The organism is Bacillus cereus group sp. Bc010 (assembly GCF_027716745.1).
GTDB lineage: Bacteria > Bacillota > Bacilli > Bacillales > Bacillaceae_G > Bacillus_A > Bacillus_A pacificus.
This window is the reverse complement of record NZ_JAQFUY010000002.1, coordinates 202,332-221,449: the sequence shown is the minus strand read 5'-3', so window position 1 is coordinate 221,449 and position 19,118 is coordinate 202,332. Positions and strand designations below refer to the sequence as shown.

Genomic DNA, 19,118 nt, shown 5'->3' with positions numbered 1-19,118 from the left:
CGTGATACATACATACGAAGAAGCGATAGGCTGGATTCATAGCCGGTTGAAATTTGGTATTAAACCGGGATTAGAAAGAATGAGATGGATGCTAGAAGAGCTCGGAAATCCAGAGCGTCACATAAAATGTGTTCACCTTGCTGGTACAAATGGAAAAGGTTCAACGTTAACATATATGCGTTACATGTTAGAAAATGCAAAATATAAGGTAGGAACATTTACCTCCCCTTATATTGAAACATTTAACGAGCGTATTAGTGTGAATGGAACACCAATTGCAGATGAAGAGATTACTGAACTTGTAAAGATGGTAAAGCCAGTCGTTGAAAAACTAGATGAGACGGATTTAGGGGAAGCGACTGAGTTTGAAATTATTACTGTTATGGCAATTTGTTACTTCGGTAAAGTTAATTTCTGTGATGTTGTTTTATTTGAAACAGGACTTGGAGGACGCTTTGATTCTACGAATGTGATTCATCCAGTTCTCACGATTATTACGAATATCGGTCACGATCATATGCATATTTTAGGTAATACATTAGGAGAAATTGCATATGAAAAGGCGGGGATTATTAAGTCTGGTGTTCCGGTTATTACTGGTGTGCAAGATGAGGAAGCGCTGCAAGTCATTCAAAAAGTTGCAAAGGAAAATCATGCGAATGTATACGAGATGGGCAACCATTTTACATCGTTACATAAACAGTCTAGCGAAGATGGAGAACATTTCGATTTCACTTGCCCTTTCGCCTCTTTTGAAGATGTGCGAATTTCAATGAAAGGCAGCCATCAAGTAGGAAACGCAGCACTTGCACTTATGGCAGTCATGTATGTAAAAACATACTTATCATTTTTAATTGAGGAAGAAGAAATAAGAACGGGATTACAGGAAGCGTATTGGGTGGGGCGCTTTGAAAAACTGCAAAGTAATCCGGATATTATTATAGATGGTGCTCATAACCCAGAAGGTATTGAAAGTCTTGTGAAAACGGTAGAATCACATTACAAAGATAAAAATGTAATAGTTTTATTTACTGCCCTTGGTGATAAACAATTGCACAATATGGTAGGTCAATTAGAAAGCATCGCCGATGAAATTATTTTTACAACATTCGCCTTTGATCGTGCTATTTCTGCTGACAAACTTGCATCGTATGCAAAGGAAGAGTCAAAATTAGTTTTTGAAAATTGGAAAGAGGCAATTGATACGAAGGTTGAAATGCTTGGAGAAAATGATGTTTTTATCATAACAGGTTCTCTTTATTTCATTTCGGAAGTTCGAAAATATATTCGCGAAAAAAACTAGATAGTCTTTGCTATCTAGTTTTTTTGTTCTACAAATGAAGTCAAATGCATACATATAAGATAAATATATAGGGTTATTTGGCGAATTCCTCTGACAAATATCTCGTTTTTTTGTGAAATGAATATGATATGATGCGGACAACGATAAGAGGTGAGGTGTGAGTGTATGGACAAGCAATCACGAACGATCTCAGTGAAAGTGAATGGAACAGAAGCGAAGTATGAGGAGAAGAAGAAAGATGAATTTGACTGGATGGTAGTAGAAAGTGAAAGGCCAAAAAACGTTGTTCCGTTTCAAAAATCGAAAGTAGCGTCTACGGAAAAAAATCGAAAGAAGTGGAGCAATACGTTAATTGCAATCGTTGCAACTGCAATTATTATTGGTACGGCGTTTGGGATGGGGATGCTACAGTTACTGAAAGGACAAGGTGCGACAGGAGGAAGCGAAGTAACAGCTTCGAAGCAGATGCGAAAGGAAGAATCAAAGGTGGGCGGAACGGTAGAACAAACACCAGCACCAAAAGAGGAAAAGACAAAAGCACAGACAGGAACGTCATTAGATCCAATGAAATTATTTTTTGTTCAAGGAGGAATCTATTCTTCTGAAGAAAAGGGACAGGCCGCTCTTGAAGAGTGGAAAGGTAATGGAGGTGTAGCAGCCTTAAAACCGAGCGGTGATAAGTATGCATTAGTTGTTGGTATTGCTAGCGATGAACAAGGCATAAACCAATTAATGACGCAGTATAAAAATGATAATGTCTCCGTATTGAAAAAGGACTGGGATATAATAGATAAAGCGTTACTTAAAGATGATAAAGAAGTTGGGGCGTTTTTAACAAAAGTACAGCCATTATATACTCATTTAGCAAAATATGCTTCTAGCGTACAAGCTAGTGAAAAAAGTAATGCAAAAGATATAAGTGCAATCGAAAAAGAGTGGAAAGCGATTGAAAAAGAAGGGAAAAGTATGAAGCAGGAAGAAGCGAAGAAATTGTATATGTACACGTCAGTAGCTGTGCAAACAGTGAAGGACGGAAAAGGTGATAAGGAATCTTTAGCGAAATTAAATCAAGTTATCATTGATGGTATACTTTCATACGAAAAAATTGTTTCACAAAAGGTGAAATAATAGGATAATGAAATGACGAAGGAAGAAGTGTAGATGCTTCTTTCTTTTCTTTTGAATTTAGAGTAAAGTGCTTTCTCTATGACAGGAATATAATCGTGTTTTAGTAAGGAAGTATTATTTTGTTTAGAGAAAATAATATTTCTTTTATTTGTGGACAAACTATTCCTTTGATACGATTGATATAAATGATTCTGCTTCATGTGAGAAAGGAAGGAGAAAATATGAAAAAAATTATTTTAGCTTCAGGATCACCTCGCAGGAAGGAATTGCTTGAGTTAGCGGGTGTGCCATTTGAAATTGTTGTAAGTGAAGTAGAAGAAACGATTGGTGCGTATTCATCGCCTTCTGATATTGTTATGTCCCTTGCCCTGCAAAAAGCATCTGCGGTAGCAGAAAATAACAGTGATCATATTGTGTTAGGTGCAGACACAATTGTTACATATGAGTCGCGTATTCTTGGAAAGCCATCTAATGAGGCTGAGGCGAAAGAAATGTTGCAATTATTATCAGGGAAAACACATGAAGTGTATACTGGTGTTGCAATTATAGCAAAGGACAAAACAGTCACTTTTTACGAGCGTACAGAAGTTACGTTTTGGGAATTAACAGAAGAGGAAATTGATGCATACATTGCATCGAAAGAGCCTTTGGATAAAGCAGGAAGTTATGGGATTCAAGGTAAAGGATCTATTTTTGTTCAACATATTCAAGGAGACTACTATAGTGTAGTTGGGTTACCAATTTCACGTCTTGTTCGGGAATTAAAACAATTTAATATTGATGTAACCCATGCGTAAAATTGCATGGGATTTTCTTTGAGAGAACAAATAAAGGGGTGGAGAAATGAACGGTATTCGTGATGTTGTCAAAGAAGAACAGCCACGGGAGCGTTTATTGTTAGAAGGGGCTGGAAGTTTATCCAATCGGGAGCTTCTTGCAGTGTTACTCAGAACAGGTTCTAAAGAAGAAACAGTTTTGAAGTTATCAGATAAAATTTTACATCATTTTGATGGTTTACGTATGTTGAAAGATGCAACGTTAGAAGAGCTTGTCAGTATACATGGTGTCGGGGTTGCGAAGGCAACTCAGCTTATAGCTGCTTTTGAACTCGGTAGAAGAATGTTGCGTTTAGAATATCAAAATAGATACAGCATTCGAAGCCCGGAAGATTGCGCCACATATATGATGGAAGAAATGCGCTTCCTGCAGCAGGAGCATTTTGTATGTCTATATTTGAACACAAAGAATCAAGTTATACATAGGCAGACGATTTTTATTGGAAGTTTAAACTCATCAATTGTACATCCAAGGGAAGTTTTTAAAGAAGCGTTTCGCCGTGCAGCAGCCTCTATCATATGTCTTCATAACCATCCCTCAGGAGATCCCGCGCCGAGCCGAGAAGATATTGAAGTAACAAAACGCTTAGTAGAATGCGGCCGAATTATCGGAATTGAAGTGCTCGATCATATTATAATAGGTGACCATAAATTCGTGAGTTTAAAGGAAAAAGGTCATATTTAAGACTATGCTTTTTACTTATTTTGTTTTATAATGTGATTTATGAGTTTTTTGTAGAAAATTATCTACAAAAAGGATAAAGATATAAAAAACGTACTGTTTTTATAATATAAAGTAAGAAAAAATGAGTCCGTGAAAACAAGAAAGGAAGATAAATAATATGTTTGGATTTGGTGGCTTTACTCGCGATCTTGGAATAGACTTAGGAACTGCGAACACGCTTGTATATGTAAAGGGAAAAGGTGTAGTTTTACGTGAACCTTCAGTAGTAGCGTTACAAACTGATACGAAACAAATCGTTGCTGTAGGTAGCGATGCAAAACAAATGATTGGTCGTACACCAGGAAACGTTGTGGCACTTCGCCCGATGAAAGACGGTGTAATTGCTGATTACGAAACAACAGCAACAATGATGAAATATTACATTCAACAAGCTCAAAAATCAAATGGATTCTTCTCACGTAAACCTTATGTAATGGTATGTGTACCATCTGGTATTACAGCTGTAGAAAGACGTGCAGTAATTGATGCGACTCGTCAAGCTGGTGCTCGTGATGCTTATCCTATCGAAGAACCATTTGCAGCAGCAATTGGTGCAAACTTACCTGTTTGGGAACCAACTGGTAGCATGGTTGTTGATATCGGTGGCGGTACAACAGAAGTTGCAATCATTTCTTTAGGTGGTATTGTAACAAGTCAATCAGTTCGTGTTGCTGGTGATGATATGGATGATTCAATCATTCAGTACATTAAGAAAAGCTACAACTTAATGATCGGTGAAAGAACAGCTGAAGCATTAAAATTAGAAATCGGTTCTGCAGGCGAGCCAGAAGGTATCGAGCCTATGGAAATTCGCGGTCGTGATTTAGTAAGTGGTTTACCAAAAACAGTACTAATTCAACCAGAAGAAATTGCAGATGCATTAAAAGATACAGTAGATGCCATTGTAGAATCTGTTAAAAATACGTTAGAGAAAACTCCACCTGAATTAGCGGCAGATATTATGGACCGTGGTATCGTATTAACAGGTGGCGGAGCATTACTACGTAATTTAGATAAAGTAATTAGTGAAGAAACAAATATGCCAGTTCTTGTTGCAGAAGACCCATTAGATTGCGTAGCAATTGGAACGGGTAAAGCATTAGACAATATCGATCTTTTCAAAACTGCTGCTCGATAATATTGCAAAATAAAAATCAATGAAATTAAGAGGGTGTGAACGTGCCACAGTTTTTCTTAAACAAAAGATTAATTGTTTTGTTAGTTAGTATTATTCTTCTCGTGGCATTGATTGGAATCTCATTGAAAGAACGGAACAGTTTAACATGGCCAGAGCAGTTTGTTAAAGACACTGTCGGTGTTGTAGAACGTGTATTCCAAAAGCCAGCGAAATACGTAGCTGGATTCTTCGAAAATGTAGAGGATGTAAAGCGCACGTATGAAGAGAATAAAGAATTAAAAGCAAAATTAGACAATTATGCAGGTCTATCAGGGAAAGTAAAACAATTAGAAGATGATAAAAAGAAACTACAAGAGTTAACGGGTAAAGATAAGTTAAATAGCGGTTATACTGAAATTCCAGCGACTGTTGTTTCTCGTAATCCAGATAAATGGTACGATTTAGTTGGACTTGATAAAGGGGCACAGCAAGGAATTAAAAAAGATATGGCTGTATTAACTCCACAAGGTTTAGTTGGACGAGTGAAAAGTGTATCTCAGTTTACATCATCAGTAGAATTGTTAAGTTCTATGAGCCGAACAAATCGTGTTTCTGCTATCGTACAAGGTGATGAGAAAATCTTTGGATTGATTGAAGGGTACGACAAAGAAAAACACTTACTTCTGTTCACAAAGATTGGCTCTGATGCAAATGTAAAGACCGATCAACTAGTTGTAACATCTGGACTTGGTGATATTTTCCCGAAAGGTCTTGTAATTGGAACCATCGTTGATGTTCAGCCGGATCCATATGGTTTAACAAAAACAGCTTATGTAAAGCCAGCCGCTGATTTAAATGACGTAGAGCATGTTGTAGTTGCGAAACGTGAAACGCCTTCAGCGCCATTAGAATAGGAGGGGGAGAAGAGATAATGAAGATTTTAAAAAGAGCAGCTCTTCCTCTTTTGCTCCTTTTTGCTTTTTTATTTGAAAATATGTTTGCTACTATTGTTCCAACAGAGGTTTTTTGGAAAGACAGTATAGCATCACCTCATTTCTTTATCATTGTGTTATGTTTTATTACTGTGTACTATAGTCCGGTCCAAGGGATTTATTACGGACTATTATTTGGTTTCTTATTTGATACCGTATACACGGAACTTGTTGGTATATATATTTTTGCGTATCCGATTTTAGTTTATTTAGTTTATAGTGTGATGAAGGTACTACAATTGAATTTATTTATTGTTACTTCTATCGTACTAGCTAGCATAGTAGCATTAGAGTATTATGTGTATGGATTTTTAACTTTGTTAGGACGTACTCATATGTCGGCGTATGTCTTTTTCACAGATCGTCTCCTGTCTACTTTATTGCTAAATGCAATTTTCTTATTGATAGTTTGTTTCCCACTGAGACGATATTTAGTGCGTCTTTCAAAAGCGATGGAAGAAAAAGAAAAAAGGATTTTCTAATTTTATGTCGAATTGAATCGGTGGGGTGAACTTTAGTGGAAGAAAAAAAGCAACAAAATGTAACAATAAAAGGGACAAAAGACGGAATAACCCTTCATTTAGATGATTGTTGTTCATTCTCTGAATTATTGAAGGAATTGGATGAAAAGCTTTCTACACATTACTATGATGGTGATGGACGCTCTTTAATTGAAGTGCATGTGAAAGTAGGAAACCGTTATTTAACAGAAGTCCAACAAGAAGAGATTCGTACGTTAATTCGTAATAAAAAGAATCTCGTTGTGGATTCGATTGAAAGTGATGTTATAACGAAAGAGGAAGCAATAGCTTGGAAAGAAGAAACAGAAATCGTCCCTATTTCCAAAATTGTTCGCTCTGGACAAGTTTTACATGTAAAAGGAAATTTATTGTTAATTGGTGATGTTAATCCAGGCGGAACGGTTATCGCTGGGGGGAATATTTTTGTCGTAGGATCATTAAGAGGAATTGCACATGCGGGGTATTATGGGGATTCAGATGCTGTAATCGCTGCATCTGTTATGAACCCGATGCAACTTCGAATTAGTGATGTGGCAATGCGGGCTCCGGAAGAGAAAGAAGACGGAGCGGAGGCGGCAGAATGTGCGTATATTAATGAGAACAATCACATTGTTGTCGATCGACTGCAACTTCTCACTCATCTTAGACCTAATTTAACAAAGTTAGAAAGGGGAATTGTATAGCTGTGGGAGAGGCAATAGTAATTACATCTGGAAAAGGCGGTGTAGGTAAAACTACAACGTCTGCGAACATTGGGACAGCCCTAGCGTTATCTGGAAAGAAAGTGTGCTTAATTGACACAGATATCGGTCTTCGAAACTTAGACGTAGTAATGGGGCTGGAAAATCGTATTGTATTTGATCTTGTTGATGTCGTTGAAGGGCGTTGCCGTTTACCTCAGGCTCTTATTAAAGATAAACGTTTTGATGATCTTTATTTATTACCTGCAGCACAAACGAGTGATAAATCAGCGGTAACACCTGAACAAATGGATGAATTAATACAAGTATTACGTCAAGATTATGATTACATATTAATTGATTGTCCTGCGGGGATTGAGCAGGGATTTAAAAACGCGGTAGCTGGTGCGGATAAAGCAATTGTTGTTACGACGCCAGAAGTATCCTCAATGCGCGATGCGGATCGTATTATCGGGCTTTTAGAAAAAGAGGATATTGAACCACCGAAACTTGTTATTAATCGTGTGCGTAGTCATATGCTTCATGAACAGGATATGTTAGATGTTGATGAAATCGTACGTACATTGTCAATCGAGCTTCTTGGTGTTGTCGAAGATGATGATGAAGTTATTCGTGCTACAAATACAGGTGAGCCTGTAGCGTTGCAACCGAGCGGAAAAGCAGCGTTAGCTTATCGTAATATTGCAAGACGTTTGTTGGGTGAGAATGTCCCATTACAAGCATTTGAACAAGAAAAGGTATCGGTATTTACAAAGGTGAAAAACTTCTTTGGAATCCGTTAAAAGCACTTCGCATATTTGCGGAGTGCTTTCTTTTTTCTTCACACGAATATCTTCCATACCTAGCTCATACATATGTACAAACTGTATACAACTGTTTCTATGTACATTAGCTTAACGAAAGAAAGGAGACAGTATGAAGAATAGACGTGTAGAAGAAATTAAAAAACGGATTGCGAAGAGGAAGGCAGAGCAAGAAAGGATGGAGGAAGAGCAGTATTTTGCTGGAGGGAATTTTGATAGTGAAACAGTCTTTATTGAAGATGGAGAAAAGGAAATTCATCCTTTATTTCGAAAAGAAGTGTTTTTCTTCAAAGTATTGTTATCAGCAATATTAGTTCTTTCTGTCGCTATTTTATATAAGAATGCACCAGCTTCTTTCGACGGTGCTAAAGCTGTTACAGAAAAAGTGATGAAAGAAGAGTTTCAGTTTGCTACTGTAGCGAAATGGTACGAAAAACAGTTTGGAAAACCGCTCGTGTTCTATTCGCCTAATGAGAAAAAAGAAGAAACGATTCAGCAAAAAGATTATGCCATTCCTGCTTCCGGAAAGGTGATGCAAGGGTTTCAAAAAAATGGCCAAGGTGTATTTGTACAAACAGCTACAAATGCAACTGTTGAGTCAGTGAATGAAGGGCTAGTAGTTTTTGCGGGCAAGAAAGAGGAACTTGGTAATACAGTTCAAATTCAGCATGCAGATGGTACGGAGTCATGGTATGCAAATTTAAATGATATGTCAGTGAAATTATATGATTATGTTTCAAAGAAACAAAAAATTGGAACAGTGAATAATGATGCGAATAATAAAAATGGTAAGTTTTATTTCGCAATAAAAAAGGACGAAAAATTTATTGATCCGATTCAGGTGATTTCATTTGATTAAATATAGAGATGTTTTAACAAAGATTTCAGTACATCCGTTGTTTTGGGTTATTATTGTCATTGGTATTTTCACGGCACGTTTTAAAGAGTTACTACTGTTATTTTGTATCGTTCTCATCCATGAACTTGGGCATGCTTTTGCAGCGGCACACTATAATTGGCGTATTAAGAAGATTCAACTTTTGCCGTTTGGTGGTGTGGCTGAGCTTGAGGAACATGGGAATAAATCATTGAAAGAGGAACTAGTTGTTGTAATTGCAGGACCTATTCAACATATTTGGATGATGGCGGTAGGCTATATGTTGTTTGAAGCTGGTTGGCTTCATGCGGAATTATATTATTTCTTTATGTGGAATAATATAATTATTTTAGCGTTTAATTTACTACCTATTTGGCCTCTTGATGGTGGAAAAGTATTGTTTAACGTACTATCATATCGTTTTCCTTATTTACAAGCACATGAAAAGATGATGAAATTATCATGTGTTTTTTTTAGTGTCATACTAGGAGGGCAGTTACTTTGGAATAGTAACAATATTATGATGTGGGTACTACTCATATTTTTAGCGGTGTCGTTATATCAAGAATGGAAGCAAAGACGGTATGCCTTTATGCGTTTTTTATTAGAACGTTATTATGGGAACAAAAGAGGAATTGAAAAGATTGCACCGATTGAGGTGCAATCAGAAGATCATTTATATAAGATATTCACAAAATTTCGTAGAGGCTATAAGCATTCTATTATCGTCCGCGGAAAATATAAAGAACATTACACATTGGATGAAAATGAATTGCTTTATGCGTATTTTACTGAAAAACGAACAACTTCATCTGTTGAAGAATTAATCGGTTAGTGTTGACGTTAGCACTAACCTTTTATTATTGTAAAAGCAAAGAAGATTATAAAGTGAGGAAAGTATTTTGAAAACGTTATATATGAACTACGCTGGATCGGAAAAACGCGTTGCAATTGAAGAGAAGAAGAAAATTGTTGAGTTTTTATGGAAACGAAATGAAGTACAAGAGATTGTTGGGCATATTTATGTTGGACGTATCGTAAGAACGATTGCTGGAATGAATGCAGCTTTTGTAAATATAGGTTTAGAAAAACATGCTTATCTTTCGTACGATGATGTACCATCTTCTTATCATATACATGAAGGAAAAGCGGTACTCGTACAAGTTGTAAAAGAGGCAATTGATACGAAAGGGCCAAAATTGACAGCAAATATAGAATTTACCGGGAAATATGTCGTTTATATGCCATATGATGAAATGCGTGCGGTTTCTCGGAAAATAAAAAACAATAAAAGAAGGCAACAATTACTCCAAATTGAAGTAGAAGGGAAAGGAGGTTATATTTTCCGCTCAGCTTCTGAAAAAGGAGAAATTGAAGAAATACAAGCTGAAATGCAAAGGTTACAGCAGTTATATGAAGAGTTAAAAAGAAAAGAGGGACAAGGAAAGGCACCGTTACTAGTCCATCGACCAGCAACCTTTTTAGATCGTGTATTTCAAGAGAACCCAATTGAAACGATTGAAAAAGTAGTTGTAGATACAAGAAGTATAGTAAAAGAATTAGAAGAAAAAGTCGGTAAAGAAAAAATATCTTTTTATAATGAAAAGTCTTCAATGTTTAACCATTTTGGCATAGAGCGTGAGATTGAGAAAGCACTTCAAAAAATTGTTTGGCTCCCAAATGGTGCTTATTTAATTGTGGAACAAATGGAGACGATGACTGTAATTGATGTGAATACGGGTAAGTTTACTGGAAAACAGAATTTACAAGATACAGTCCTTCGTACAAATGAAGTAGCAGCTGAAGAGATAGCGCGTCAATTAAGACTCCGTGATATTGGTGGTATGATATTAATTGACTTTATTAATATGAAAAGAAGAGAAGATAAAGAAAAGATAAGAGAATGTCTCATCGCTGCTATGCAAAATGATCGAACATATACAAGAGTGCTCGGGTTCACAGAGTTAGGGATTTTAGAGATGACACGTAAACGTAAAAAACATTCTTTACGCGACGTATTACTTGAAGAGTGTGCACCGTGCAAAGCGACAGGCTATGTCATGTCGTATGAAACGATTGCGTATGAGCTAGAGAGAGAGCTAATTTCATATGGCAATATAGAAGATGAGGCAGTATTAATCTCTGCACCTAAAGAATTACAAAAACAATTTTTGCAAAAAGAATTACAAAAAAATATTCCATTTGAAATTTATTTCAAAGATGATATGATCGAAAAGTACGCTATTATCCGTTTTGGAAGTAAAAAAGAAATTATAGAACGGAAAAAATAGTTATTAGAACTTTCATTGACAATAGTCTATGATTCATGATAACATCTTTATGTTATAGTTTATAGCACCTAAACGGCTATATGCTACAACCGCACAAGACAGGTTCCTTAAAGGCATTTATGTCTACCTCGTTTTTGGCGAGTCTTAGTAATTAAGAGGAGGTGCAAGTATGTACGCAATTATCGAAACAGGTGGAAAACAAATCAAAGTTGAAGCTGGTCAAGAAATCTACATTGAAAAATTAGATGTTGAAGCTGGTGAAACTGTTACTTTTGACAAAGTTCTTTTCGTTGGTGGCGAAAACGTGAAAGTTGGTAGCCCAGTTGTAGAAGGTGCAACAGTTACTGCGAAAGTTGAAAAACACGGTCGCGCTAAGAAAATCATCGTTTTCAAATACAAAGCGAAAAAGAACAATCGTAAGAAACAAGGTCATCGTCAACCTTACACTAAGCTAGTTGTTGAAGCTATCAACGCTTAATTCTGGTTAACATGATTAAAATTACGATAAGTCGCACGAAATTAGGAAGTATCCAATCATTTAAAATGACTGGACATGCCGATTATGCGCCACATGGACAAGATCTTGTCTGTGCTGGAACTACAGCGGTTGTGTTTGGTTCCATAAATGCTGTGGAAGAACTTTGTAATGTGCAGGCAACTATTGAACTCGGAAGTGATGGTGGATTCTTAACGTATGAATTGCCTAATGATTTAGACGTTCATACAGCAGAAAAAGCACAGATACTTTTAGAAGGATTGGTTGTTTCGCTTAAGACGATCGAACTTGATTACGGAAAGTATATCCGTTTAATAGAAAAAGTGCAGGAGGTGTAACGTATGTTAAGATTAGATCTTCAGTTTTTCGCATCTAAGAAAGGTGTAGGTAGTACAAAGAACGGTCGTGACTCTCAGTCAAAACGTCTTGGTGCTAAACGCGCAGATGGTCAAACGGTTACAGGTGGTTCAATTCTTTACCGTCAACGCGGTACAAAAATTTATCCAGGTGTTAACGTTGGTCGTGGTGGCGATGACACTTTATACGCGAAAGTTGACGGCGTAGTACGCTTCGAGCGTCTTGGCCGTGACCGCAAACAAGTGAGCGTATATCCTGTTGCTCAAGAAGCATAAGAACTCACGGAAAACTCTAACCTGAGTGCAGGTTAGAGTTTTTCTATATTAAGGAGTATCTAAATGAATAAAAAATGGACAATTATAGATGCATTGCGCCATTCAAGACATGATTGGCTCAATCGTATGCAGATGGTGAAAGGAAACCTTTCCCTTGGAAAAGTGGAAGAAATTCATAGTCTCATCGATCGTTTTGTCCAAGAAGCGAGACAAGAATCCAATCTGATGGGGCTATCAATGCCTTTATTTTCAGAGTGGATTTTAACATATAATTGGAAACAGCAGCCGTGCTTATTGGAGTACGAAGTATTAGGGAATTTACATAACTTATCTCACTTAGATGAGACTGTATGTACATGGACGAATCAATTTTTCTCAATGCTTCAGCATAGTTTAGACGTATATGTTGAAAATTATGTTTGTATCACAATTGAATGTGACGCGGAGAATGCTCGTTTCTTTTTTGATTTTCGTGGTAAGCTAACGAGTGTAGAAGAACTACAGAATTGGCTTGCGAACCAAAACAATAAATGGTATTCCATTTCTTATACAGTAAGAGACGAAGAAGTCTCAGTTATATTACAACCAATTGAAAAAAGTGTGGTGAAATAATGTTTGTAGATCAGGTCAAGATATATGTAAAAGGCGGCGACGGTGGTAACGGAATGGTTGCGTATCGTCGTGAGAAGTATGTTCCAAAAGGTGGCCCAGCAGGTGGCGACGGTGGTAAAGGTGCAGATGTTGTTTTCGTTGTTGAAGAAGGCTTACGTACATTAATGGATTTCCGCTACCAACGTCATTTCAAAGCTGATCGTGGTCAGCACGGAATGAGTAAAGGGCAGCACGGTCGTAAAGCTGAAGATTTAATCGTTAAAGTTCCACCTGGAACGGTAGTAAAAGATGAAAAAACAGGCCAAATTCTTGCGGATTTAGTAACACATGGACAATCAGCTGTTATTGCAAGAGGTGGCCGTGGTGGTCGTGGTAACTCACGTTTTGCTACTCCAACGAACCCAGCGCCAGAAATCGCTGAGAACGGGGAACCAGGTCAAGAGCGTGATGTCATTCTAGAACTTAAAGTACTAGCAGACGTTGGACTTGTTGGATTCCCAAGTGTAGGTAAATCTACATTATTATCTGTCGTATCATCAGCACGTCCGAAAATTGCAGAGTATCACTTCACAACAATCGTTCCAAATCTTGGTGTTGTTGAAACTGGTGATAACCGCAGCTTCGTTATGGCTGACCTTCCTGGACTAATTGAAGGCGCACATGCTGGCGTCGGACTTGGTCATCAATTCCTGCGTCATATTGAGCGTACACGTGTAATCGTGCATGTAATTGATATGTCTGGTTTAGAAGGCCGTGATCCATATGAAGATTACGTAACGATTAATAATGAATTAAAAGAATACAATCTTCGCCTAACGGAGCGTCCACAAGTTGTTGTTGCAAACAAAATGGATATGCCAGATGCAGAAGAAAACTTACAAGCATTTAAAGAGAAAGTGGGAGACGAAGTAAAAATCTTCCCAATCTCAGCTGTAACGAAACAAGGTGTTCGTGATTTACTATTTGAAGTAGCGAACTTATTAGAAACAACACCTGAATTCCCAATACATGAAGTAGCGGATGAGTCTGATACAAGTGTAATGTACAAACTTGAGACTGAAGGTGTTAAATTTGACATTACACGTGAAAGTGATGGCACGTTTGTTATCTCTGGTTATGATATCGAGAAAACATTCAAGATGACAGACTTCTCACGTGATGAATCTGTACGTCGTTTCGCTCGCCAAATGCGCGGAATGGGTATTGATGAAGCGCTTCGTGCACGTGGCGCAAAAGACGGAGATATTGTAAAAATTCTTGAATATGAATTTGAATTTATCGACTAAGACTGCCGAAATACGGCAGTCTTTTTTTATCTCACTTTAATGGGCAGTAAGACCCTTATCTCAAAATGTAGCGAAAGCAAAGAAGTTAGGTGGAGGGAAGAAAAACCCCCCACTGATTAAAGGTTCACTTTATATCGTAAAAGTCTGATTTATACAGGAAAAAATCCCCACTAATTAAATTTTCAATTTATAATAGAAAAAGAAGTGGTTTTATAAGAACTTTTTATGGGGAGAAAGTGAACATGTATAAAATATTAATCGTAGAAGATGATGAGAAAATCGCGGGGATATTAGAGGAACATTTAGAAAGGTATGGCTATCAGTCATTTAGAGCGAGTGATTTACGGCATATAAAAGATGAGTTTGTAAAAGTAAATCCACATCTCGTGTTACTTGATATTAATTTACCGTATTTTGATGGTTTCTATTGGTGTCGTCAAATCCGCACTGTATCGAATGCACCAATTATTTTTGTTTCTGCAAGAACGGGGGAAATGGATCAAGTAATGGCAATTGAAAATGGCGGAGATGATTACATTACGAAGCCATTCCATTTAGACATTGTAATGGCTAAGGTGAAAAGTGCACTTCGTCGTGGGTATGGTGAGTATGCTTCTGCGGCAGAAAGCGATTGTTTAGGTGTAAATGGACTGTTGTTATTCCCATCTCAGCACGTTGTTGAGTGGCAAGGACAACAAACAGAACTGACAAAAAATGAATTTTACTTATTAGAGTGTTTAATGAAACAAGCAAATCAATATGTAACGCGCGAAGAATTGTTAGAAGCCCTCTGGGATGAGGTAGCTTTTGTTGATGATAATACATTAACCGTAAATGTAAAACGTGTAAGGAAGAAACTAGAGGAGCTCGGCATTAAAAATGCAATTGTAACGAAACGTGGATACGGTTATGCGCTTCTTACAGAGTGGGGAGAAGGACATGAAGGTTAAAGATTACCTTATGGACCGCTTTTCTTTAATTCTTTCTTACATTATTAGCCTCTGTTTATTTGGGCTCGTTTTGCAGTTGCAAAGTCTTTTAGAAAAGCGATCTATTGATTGGAATACATGGTTATACGGACTTTTATTAGGGATAGTTGTGTTTACTGTATACCTTATTTACGATTACCGAAAACGGAGTGTATTTTTAAGGAGGATCGAAAAATATGTTACTAGCGGAAATACATTACATGATTCCTTATTTATTGATACTTCTTATACGGCAGAGCAAGAGATGGTCGTTGAATCGTTTACGCTATTAAGACAGCAATATATGAATGAAGTTTATAAACAACATGCAAAAGAACAACAGCAAATGATATTTATGAACCAATGGATTCATCAAATGAAAACACCGGTATCTGTTATTGAGTTGCTATTACAGAAGTTTGGTAAAGAGCATCGTGAAGCAAGAGCGACAGTTGAAAGTATTCGTGAAGAAAATAATCGCATACTAAATGGTTTAGATTTAGCGTTACATATGGCAAGGCTAGAGAAGTTTGCGAAAGATTATAAAGTAGAAGTAGTAAATGTGATAGATATTATTAGAGGTATTATTAATGAAAATAGAAAGTCCTTCATTCAATCGTCTGTATTTCCGAAAGTGATGTTTGAGGAAGATACTTGTATGGTTGCCTCTGATAGAAAATGGCTTAGTATTGCTATAGGACAAATTGTTGTAAATGCAATTAAGTATACAAAAATTTCGGAAGCAGAGAAAAAGGAAATTCACTTTCAAATTGAAGAGAAAGATCAAAAGGTGTTATTACATATTAAGGACAATGGAATCGGTATTCCAGAGCAAGATGTAAAGCGTATATTTGATCCATTCTTTACAGGGGTAAATGGCCGGAAAACGAGAGAAGCGACTGGAATGGGTTTATATATTACGAAGGAAATTTGTGATAATTTACATCACGGTATGTATGTGCAATCGGCTGAAGGGGAAGGGACAACATTCACGTTCCAATTTGCAAAAGATGAAGAATATCATACATTAATGAGAAAAATGACAAAACTGTAAGATAACAAAACGTTTTGTAAGGGAAATCACTCGTTTCTTTTTCTTATTTTTCTTATAGTAAATGTAAGAAGAAAACACATAGGGGGATTAGAAATGAGTGTTCTTGAAGTAAAAGGATTAACGAAGGTGTACCAATCAAAAGGTTCAGTAGCGACGACTGCTTTAAACGATATAAATTTTAAAATAGAAGAAGGCAAATTTGTAGGGATTATGGGTCCTTCAGGGAGCGGGAAAACAACGCTTTTAAATTTATTAGCAACAATTGATAAGCAAACTTCAGGTCATGTGCTTGTAAATGGGGAAGAAATTAATCAAATGCGTGCTGCAAAATTAGCGGAGTTTCGCCGTACACATTTAGGATTCATTTTCCAAGATTTTAACTTACTTGATACGTTATCGATTAAAGAAAATATCATTTTACCACTTGTAATGGCGAAGAAATCTGTAAATGAAATCGATGCAAAAGTGCTTGAGATTGCAAAGTTTTTAAATATCGAGGGCATTTTAAATAAAAAGGTATATGAAGTATCAGGTGGCCAACAACAACGTGCAGCAGCTGCGAGAGCGATCATTCATGAACCGACGTTAATTTTAGCAGATGAGCCAACTGGAAACTTAGATTCTAAGTCGGCAAAATCATTAATGAGCGCGTTGCAAGATTTGCATGAACAAAAGAAAGTAACAATTGCAATGGTAACGCATGATCCAGTAGCGGCGAGTTATTGCGAACGTATTCTTTTCATACGTGATGGAGAGATTTTCTCAGAAATACATAAGGGAAGAACGAAACAAGCCTTTTTCCAAGAAATTCTGGACGTACTTGCGATGCTAGGAGGGGAATATCATGAACTTTCGCCAGCTCGCGCTTAATAATGTAAAAGGAAATTGGCGTAACTATAAAGCGTTTCTTATAAGCAGTTGTTTATCGATAGTCGTATTTTTCATGTATGCTTCCTTCATTTATCATCCAGATGTTGTAGGCGGTAATATTAGTATGAGGGAGATGATTTCAAAAGGGTTAGAATCGATGAATTATATTGTAGTCATCTTCTCAGCACTCTTTATTTTATATGCAAATTCAACGTTTTTACGAGCAAGGAAAAAAGAGTTTGGTCTATTAACATTAATAGGCGGAACAAAATCTCAGCTTGGCCGAATGATTATATTAGAACAGCTTATGTTAGGTAGTATTGCAATTGTAGTAGGTATTGGACTTGGTATGCTTTGTTCCAAATTATTCTTCCAAGCATTAAGCGTAATATTGAAAATAGATAAAACACTTCCACTCGTATGGAATAGTAAAGCGGTTTTGATTACAGCGGGTGTATACTTTATTTTATTTTTAATCTTATCATTGTTTAGCGTTTGGACAGTAGGACGCTTGCAAATTATTGATTTATTAAGAGAAGCAAGAAAGCAAAAAGTAGAGCCTTTTGCATTTACATGGTTATGTGTAGCCGGTATAGGATGTATTATTGCTGCATATGTTCTTTGTTTCCAAGTAACCATTATGAATTTTATTATATATTTCTTACCAATTGTAGGATTGACCATTGGCGGAACGTATTTACTATTTACACAAGGAAGTACAGTTGTATTACAAGCATTGCAAAAACGAAAACAATCTTTTTATACATATCCAAATATGTTCGTACTTAGCAATCTTATTTATAAAATGAAGGATAATGCTCGTTTTTTATTTGTAATTTCTATCATTACGGCGGTAGTATCTTCAGCAGTTGGTACGCTTTATGTATATTTTGAAAATATGAGTGCGAAAACGATAGAGCTTACGCCACATGCTATTTCATATGAGGAAAAGGGATTAAATACGCATAGCCTTATTAATGAAGAAAAAGTACAAGAGATTGTAAAAAGAAATGGGTTTGAAGATGCACGAAAAGTAACCTATGTAAAACTACCTGCAACACAGAAAATAATGTTGTTTAACAGTGAACGTGAAGTACCAATGGCGATTATTTCAGAAAAAGAATATAACGCGGAAGTGCGTAAACAAAAGAAAGAGCAAATTACAGAGGTTCATAATGCACCAGGTAGCGCGACGATGGTTATGGTTGATGCAGCAAATGAACTTATGAAAATAGATCGTACGAAACCGTATGAATTTAAGATTAACGGACAAAAGCAGTCTGTTCAATTAAACGAGCCAACGTCATATTCTGTTTTTAACGATAGCGAATATCTTATTGTGAATGATCAAGATTTTGAGAAATACGCAAAGCTCGTACCAGATGAAGAAAAGACGAAATATTACGGTTATTATATCGAGGATTGGAAAAATACAGAAAATCTTGTATTAGATTTGAAAAATGAAATTGCACCAGAAAAGCAAGGAGAATTGAGAAATTCAGTGTTTGCGTATAAGGATATAAGAGAAGGTGGAGCAATTACAATGTTCATCGGTTTCTTCGTAGCAGTACTATTCTTCTTCTTCGCTTGTAGTATGACATACTTTAAATGGTTTAACGATAAAGAGCAAGATCGTATTCAATTTAAATCGTTAAAGAGAATCGGTATGACAGATAAAGAAATTCGTAAAATTGCAATTCGACAAATGGGCGTTATCTTCTTTATCCCAATTGTAATTGGTGCCATTCATAGTGGATTTGCTCTTCATACGTTAGGAAAAATGCTTTATCTCGATTTATGGAAATCAGGTGCGCTTGTAATTGGAGCATACATTTTAGCTTCTGCGATTTACTTTATGATCGCGCAAAGAGGATATTTAAAACACGTGCAAAGCTAGAGAAACCTCT

Annotated in this window: 21 protein-coding genes and 1 other annotated feature; all 21 genes read left to right on the top strand. The window is 36.6% G+C overall.

Annotation, left to right across the window (positions count from 1 at the left end):
- Position 1: 1 nt before the first annotated feature.
- The 21 genes from PDQ68_RS04180 to PDQ68_RS04080 all read left to right on the top strand — a co-directional run bounded on the left by PDQ68_RS04180 (position 2) and on the right by PDQ68_RS04080 (position 19,108).
- Positions 2–1,303: a bifunctional folylpolyglutamate synthase/dihydrofolate synthase gene (locus PDQ68_RS04180; protein ID WP_044791194.1), complete on the top strand. Its 1,302-nt coding sequence runs from the start codon at positions 2–4 to the stop codon at positions 1,301–1,303.
- Between the two features lie 165 nt (positions 1,304–1,468).
- On the top strand, positions 1,469–2,431 hold the full coding sequence (locus PDQ68_RS04175) for a hypothetical protein (protein WP_061184115.1): 963 nt from the start codon (positions 1,469–1,471) through the stop codon (positions 2,429–2,431).
- 221 nt (positions 2,432–2,652) lie between these two features.
- Positions 2,653–3,228: a Maf family protein gene (locus PDQ68_RS04170; RefSeq protein WP_000720486.1), complete on the top strand. Its 576-nt coding sequence runs from the start codon at positions 2,653–2,655 to the stop codon at positions 3,226–3,228.
- Between the two features lie 46 nt (positions 3,229–3,274).
- The gene (gene radC / locus PDQ68_RS04165) at positions 3,275–3,952 is read left to right on the top strand and encodes a DNA repair protein RadC (RefSeq protein ID WP_061184114.1); all 678 of its coding nucleotides are present in this window, start codon (positions 3,275–3,277) and stop codon (positions 3,950–3,952) included.
- A gap of 157 nt (positions 3,953–4,109) precedes the next feature.
- Positions 4,110–5,129: a cell shape-determining protein MreB gene (gene mreB / locus PDQ68_RS04160; RefSeq protein WP_000466737.1), complete on the top strand. Its 1,020-nt coding sequence runs from the start codon at positions 4,110–4,112 to the stop codon at positions 5,127–5,129.
- A 41-nt stretch (positions 5,130–5,170) separates the two neighbouring features.
- The gene (gene mreC / locus PDQ68_RS04155; RefSeq protein WP_001135480.1) at positions 5,171–6,022 is read left to right on the top strand and encodes a rod shape-determining protein MreC; all 852 of its coding nucleotides are present in this window, start codon (positions 5,171–5,173) and stop codon (positions 6,020–6,022) included.
- 14 nt (positions 6,023–6,036) lie between these two features.
- A complete protein-coding gene (mreD, locus tag PDQ68_RS04150) occupies positions 6,037–6,582 on the top strand; it encodes a rod shape-determining protein MreD (protein WP_000975746.1) in 546 nt (181 codons plus the stop codon).
- 35 nt (positions 6,583–6,617) lie between these two features.
- A complete protein-coding gene (minC, locus tag PDQ68_RS04145) occupies positions 6,618–7,304 on the top strand; it encodes a septum site-determining protein MinC (RefSeq protein WP_000391517.1) in 687 nt (228 codons plus the stop codon).
- A gap of 2 nt (positions 7,305–7,306) precedes the next feature.
- Positions 7,307–8,104 carry a septum site-determining protein MinD gene (minD, locus tag PDQ68_RS04140; RefSeq protein ID WP_000503311.1) on the top strand — a complete coding sequence of 266 codons (798 nt, stop codon included), beginning with the start codon at positions 7,307–7,309 and terminating at the stop codon, positions 8,102–8,104.
- A 133-nt stretch (positions 8,105–8,237) separates the two neighbouring features.
- Entirely contained in the window at positions 8,238–8,984 is a 747-nt protein-coding gene (spoIVFA, locus tag PDQ68_RS04135) for a stage IV sporulation protein SpoIVFA (RefSeq protein WP_000797468.1), read from the top strand.
- Positions 8,977–9,837, top strand: a complete 861-nt coding sequence (gene spoIVFB, locus PDQ68_RS04130; RefSeq protein WP_000599048.1) for a stage IV sporulation intramembrane metalloprotease SpoIVFB — start codon at positions 8,977–8,979, stop codon at positions 9,835–9,837. Before spoIVFA ends, spoIVFB begins: the two co-directional genes overlap by 8 nt.
- A 67-nt stretch (positions 9,838–9,904) precedes the next feature.
- Complete coding sequence (locus PDQ68_RS04125; protein ID WP_061184113.1) at positions 9,905–11,293, top strand: Rne/Rng family ribonuclease; 1,389 nt, start codon at positions 9,905–9,907, stop codon at positions 11,291–11,293.
- A 77-nt stretch (positions 11,294–11,370) separates the two neighbouring features.
- Positions 11,371–11,448: a sequence feature (ribosomal protein L21 leader region), on the top strand.
- 14 nt (positions 11,449–11,462) lie between these two features.
- A complete protein-coding gene (gene rplU, locus PDQ68_RS04120) occupies positions 11,463–11,771 on the top strand; it encodes a 50S ribosomal protein L21 (protein WP_000270908.1) in 309 nt (102 codons plus the stop codon).
- An 11-nt stretch (positions 11,772–11,782) separates the two neighbouring features.
- Complete coding sequence (locus tag PDQ68_RS04115; protein WP_001993153.1) at positions 11,783–12,127, top strand: ribosomal-processing cysteine protease Prp; 345 nt, start codon at positions 11,783–11,785, stop codon at positions 12,125–12,127.
- Positions 12,128–12,130: 3 nt separating this feature from the next.
- On the top strand, positions 12,131–12,421 hold the full coding sequence (gene rpmA, locus PDQ68_RS04110; protein WP_000944958.1) for a 50S ribosomal protein L27: 291 nt from the start codon (positions 12,131–12,133) through the stop codon (positions 12,419–12,421).
- 63 nt (positions 12,422–12,484) lie between these two features.
- Positions 12,485–13,033, top strand: coding sequence for a sporulation initiation phosphotransferase B (locus tag PDQ68_RS04105; RefSeq protein ID WP_001037006.1), 549 nt, complete (start codon positions 12,485–12,487; stop codon positions 13,031–13,033).
- Entirely contained in the window at positions 13,033–14,319 is a 1,287-nt protein-coding gene (obgE, locus tag PDQ68_RS04100) for a GTPase ObgE (protein WP_000497114.1), read from the top strand. The genes PDQ68_RS04105 and obgE overlap by 1 nt, the downstream gene beginning before the upstream one ends.
- A 242-nt stretch (positions 14,320–14,561) precedes the next feature.
- Positions 14,562–15,269: a response regulator transcription factor gene (locus PDQ68_RS04095; RefSeq protein ID WP_000276717.1), complete on the top strand. Its 708-nt coding sequence runs from the start codon at positions 14,562–14,564 to the stop codon at positions 15,267–15,269.
- Positions 15,259–16,341, top strand: a complete 1,083-nt coding sequence (locus PDQ68_RS04090) for a HAMP domain-containing histidine kinase (protein ID WP_061184112.1) — start codon at positions 15,259–15,261, stop codon at positions 16,339–16,341. Before PDQ68_RS04095 ends, PDQ68_RS04090 begins: the two co-directional genes overlap by 11 nt.
- A gap of 93 nt (positions 16,342–16,434) precedes the next feature.
- On the top strand, positions 16,435–17,211 hold the full coding sequence (locus PDQ68_RS04085; RefSeq protein ID WP_061184111.1) for an ABC transporter ATP-binding protein: 777 nt from the start codon (positions 16,435–16,437) through the stop codon (positions 17,209–17,211).
- Positions 17,186–19,108: an ABC transporter permease gene (locus PDQ68_RS04080; protein ID WP_061184110.1), complete on the top strand. Its 1,923-nt coding sequence runs from the start codon at positions 17,186–17,188 to the stop codon at positions 19,106–19,108. Before PDQ68_RS04085 ends, PDQ68_RS04080 begins: the two co-directional genes overlap by 26 nt.
- Positions 19,109–19,118 lie beyond the last annotated feature (10 nt).

What these genes read in the sequence shown, in the direction of transcription:
- PDQ68_RS04175 (WP_061184115.1), top strand. Translation starts at nt 1,469, where the DNA reads ATGGACAAGCAATCACGAACGATCTCAGTGAAAGTGAATGGAACAGAA.
- PDQ68_RS04170 (WP_000720486.1), top strand. Translation starts at nt 2,653, where the DNA reads ATGAAAAAAATTATTTTAGCTTCAGGATCACCTCGCAGGAAGGAATTG.
- radC (WP_061184114.1), top strand. Translation starts at nt 3,275, where the DNA reads ATGAACGGTATTCGTGATGTTGTCAAAGAAGAACAGCCACGGGAGCGT.
- mreB (WP_000466737.1), top strand. Translation starts at nt 4,110, where the DNA reads ATGTTTGGATTTGGTGGCTTTACTCGCGATCTTGGAATAGACTTAGGA.
- spoIVFA (WP_000797468.1), top strand. Translation starts at nt 8,238, where the DNA reads ATGAAGAATAGACGTGTAGAAGAAATTAAAAAACGGATTGCGAAGAGG.
- rplU (WP_000270908.1), top strand. Translation starts at nt 11,463, where the DNA reads ATGTACGCAATTATCGAAACAGGTGGAAAACAAATCAAAGTTGAAGCT.
- PDQ68_RS04115 (WP_001993153.1), top strand. Translation starts at nt 11,783, where the DNA reads ATGATTAAAATTACGATAAGTCGCACGAAATTAGGAAGTATCCAATCA.
- rpmA (WP_000944958.1), top strand. Translation starts at nt 12,131, where the DNA reads ATGTTAAGATTAGATCTTCAGTTTTTCGCATCTAAGAAAGGTGTAGGT.
- PDQ68_RS04105 (WP_001037006.1), top strand. Translation starts at nt 12,485, where the DNA reads ATGAATAAAAAATGGACAATTATAGATGCATTGCGCCATTCAAGACAT.
- obgE (WP_000497114.1), top strand. Translation starts at nt 13,033, where the DNA reads ATGTTTGTAGATCAGGTCAAGATATATGTAAAAGGCGGCGACGGTGGT.
- PDQ68_RS04095 (WP_000276717.1), top strand. Translation starts at nt 14,562, where the DNA reads ATGTATAAAATATTAATCGTAGAAGATGATGAGAAAATCGCGGGGATA.
- PDQ68_RS04090 (WP_061184112.1), top strand. Translation starts at nt 15,259, where the DNA reads ATGAAGGTTAAAGATTACCTTATGGACCGCTTTTCTTTAATTCTTTCT.
- PDQ68_RS04085 (WP_061184111.1), top strand. Translation starts at nt 16,435, where the DNA reads ATGAGTGTTCTTGAAGTAAAAGGATTAACGAAGGTGTACCAATCAAAA.
- PDQ68_RS04080 (WP_061184110.1), top strand. Translation starts at nt 17,186, where the DNA reads ATGAACTTTCGCCAGCTCGCGCTTAATAATGTAAAAGGAAATTGGCGT.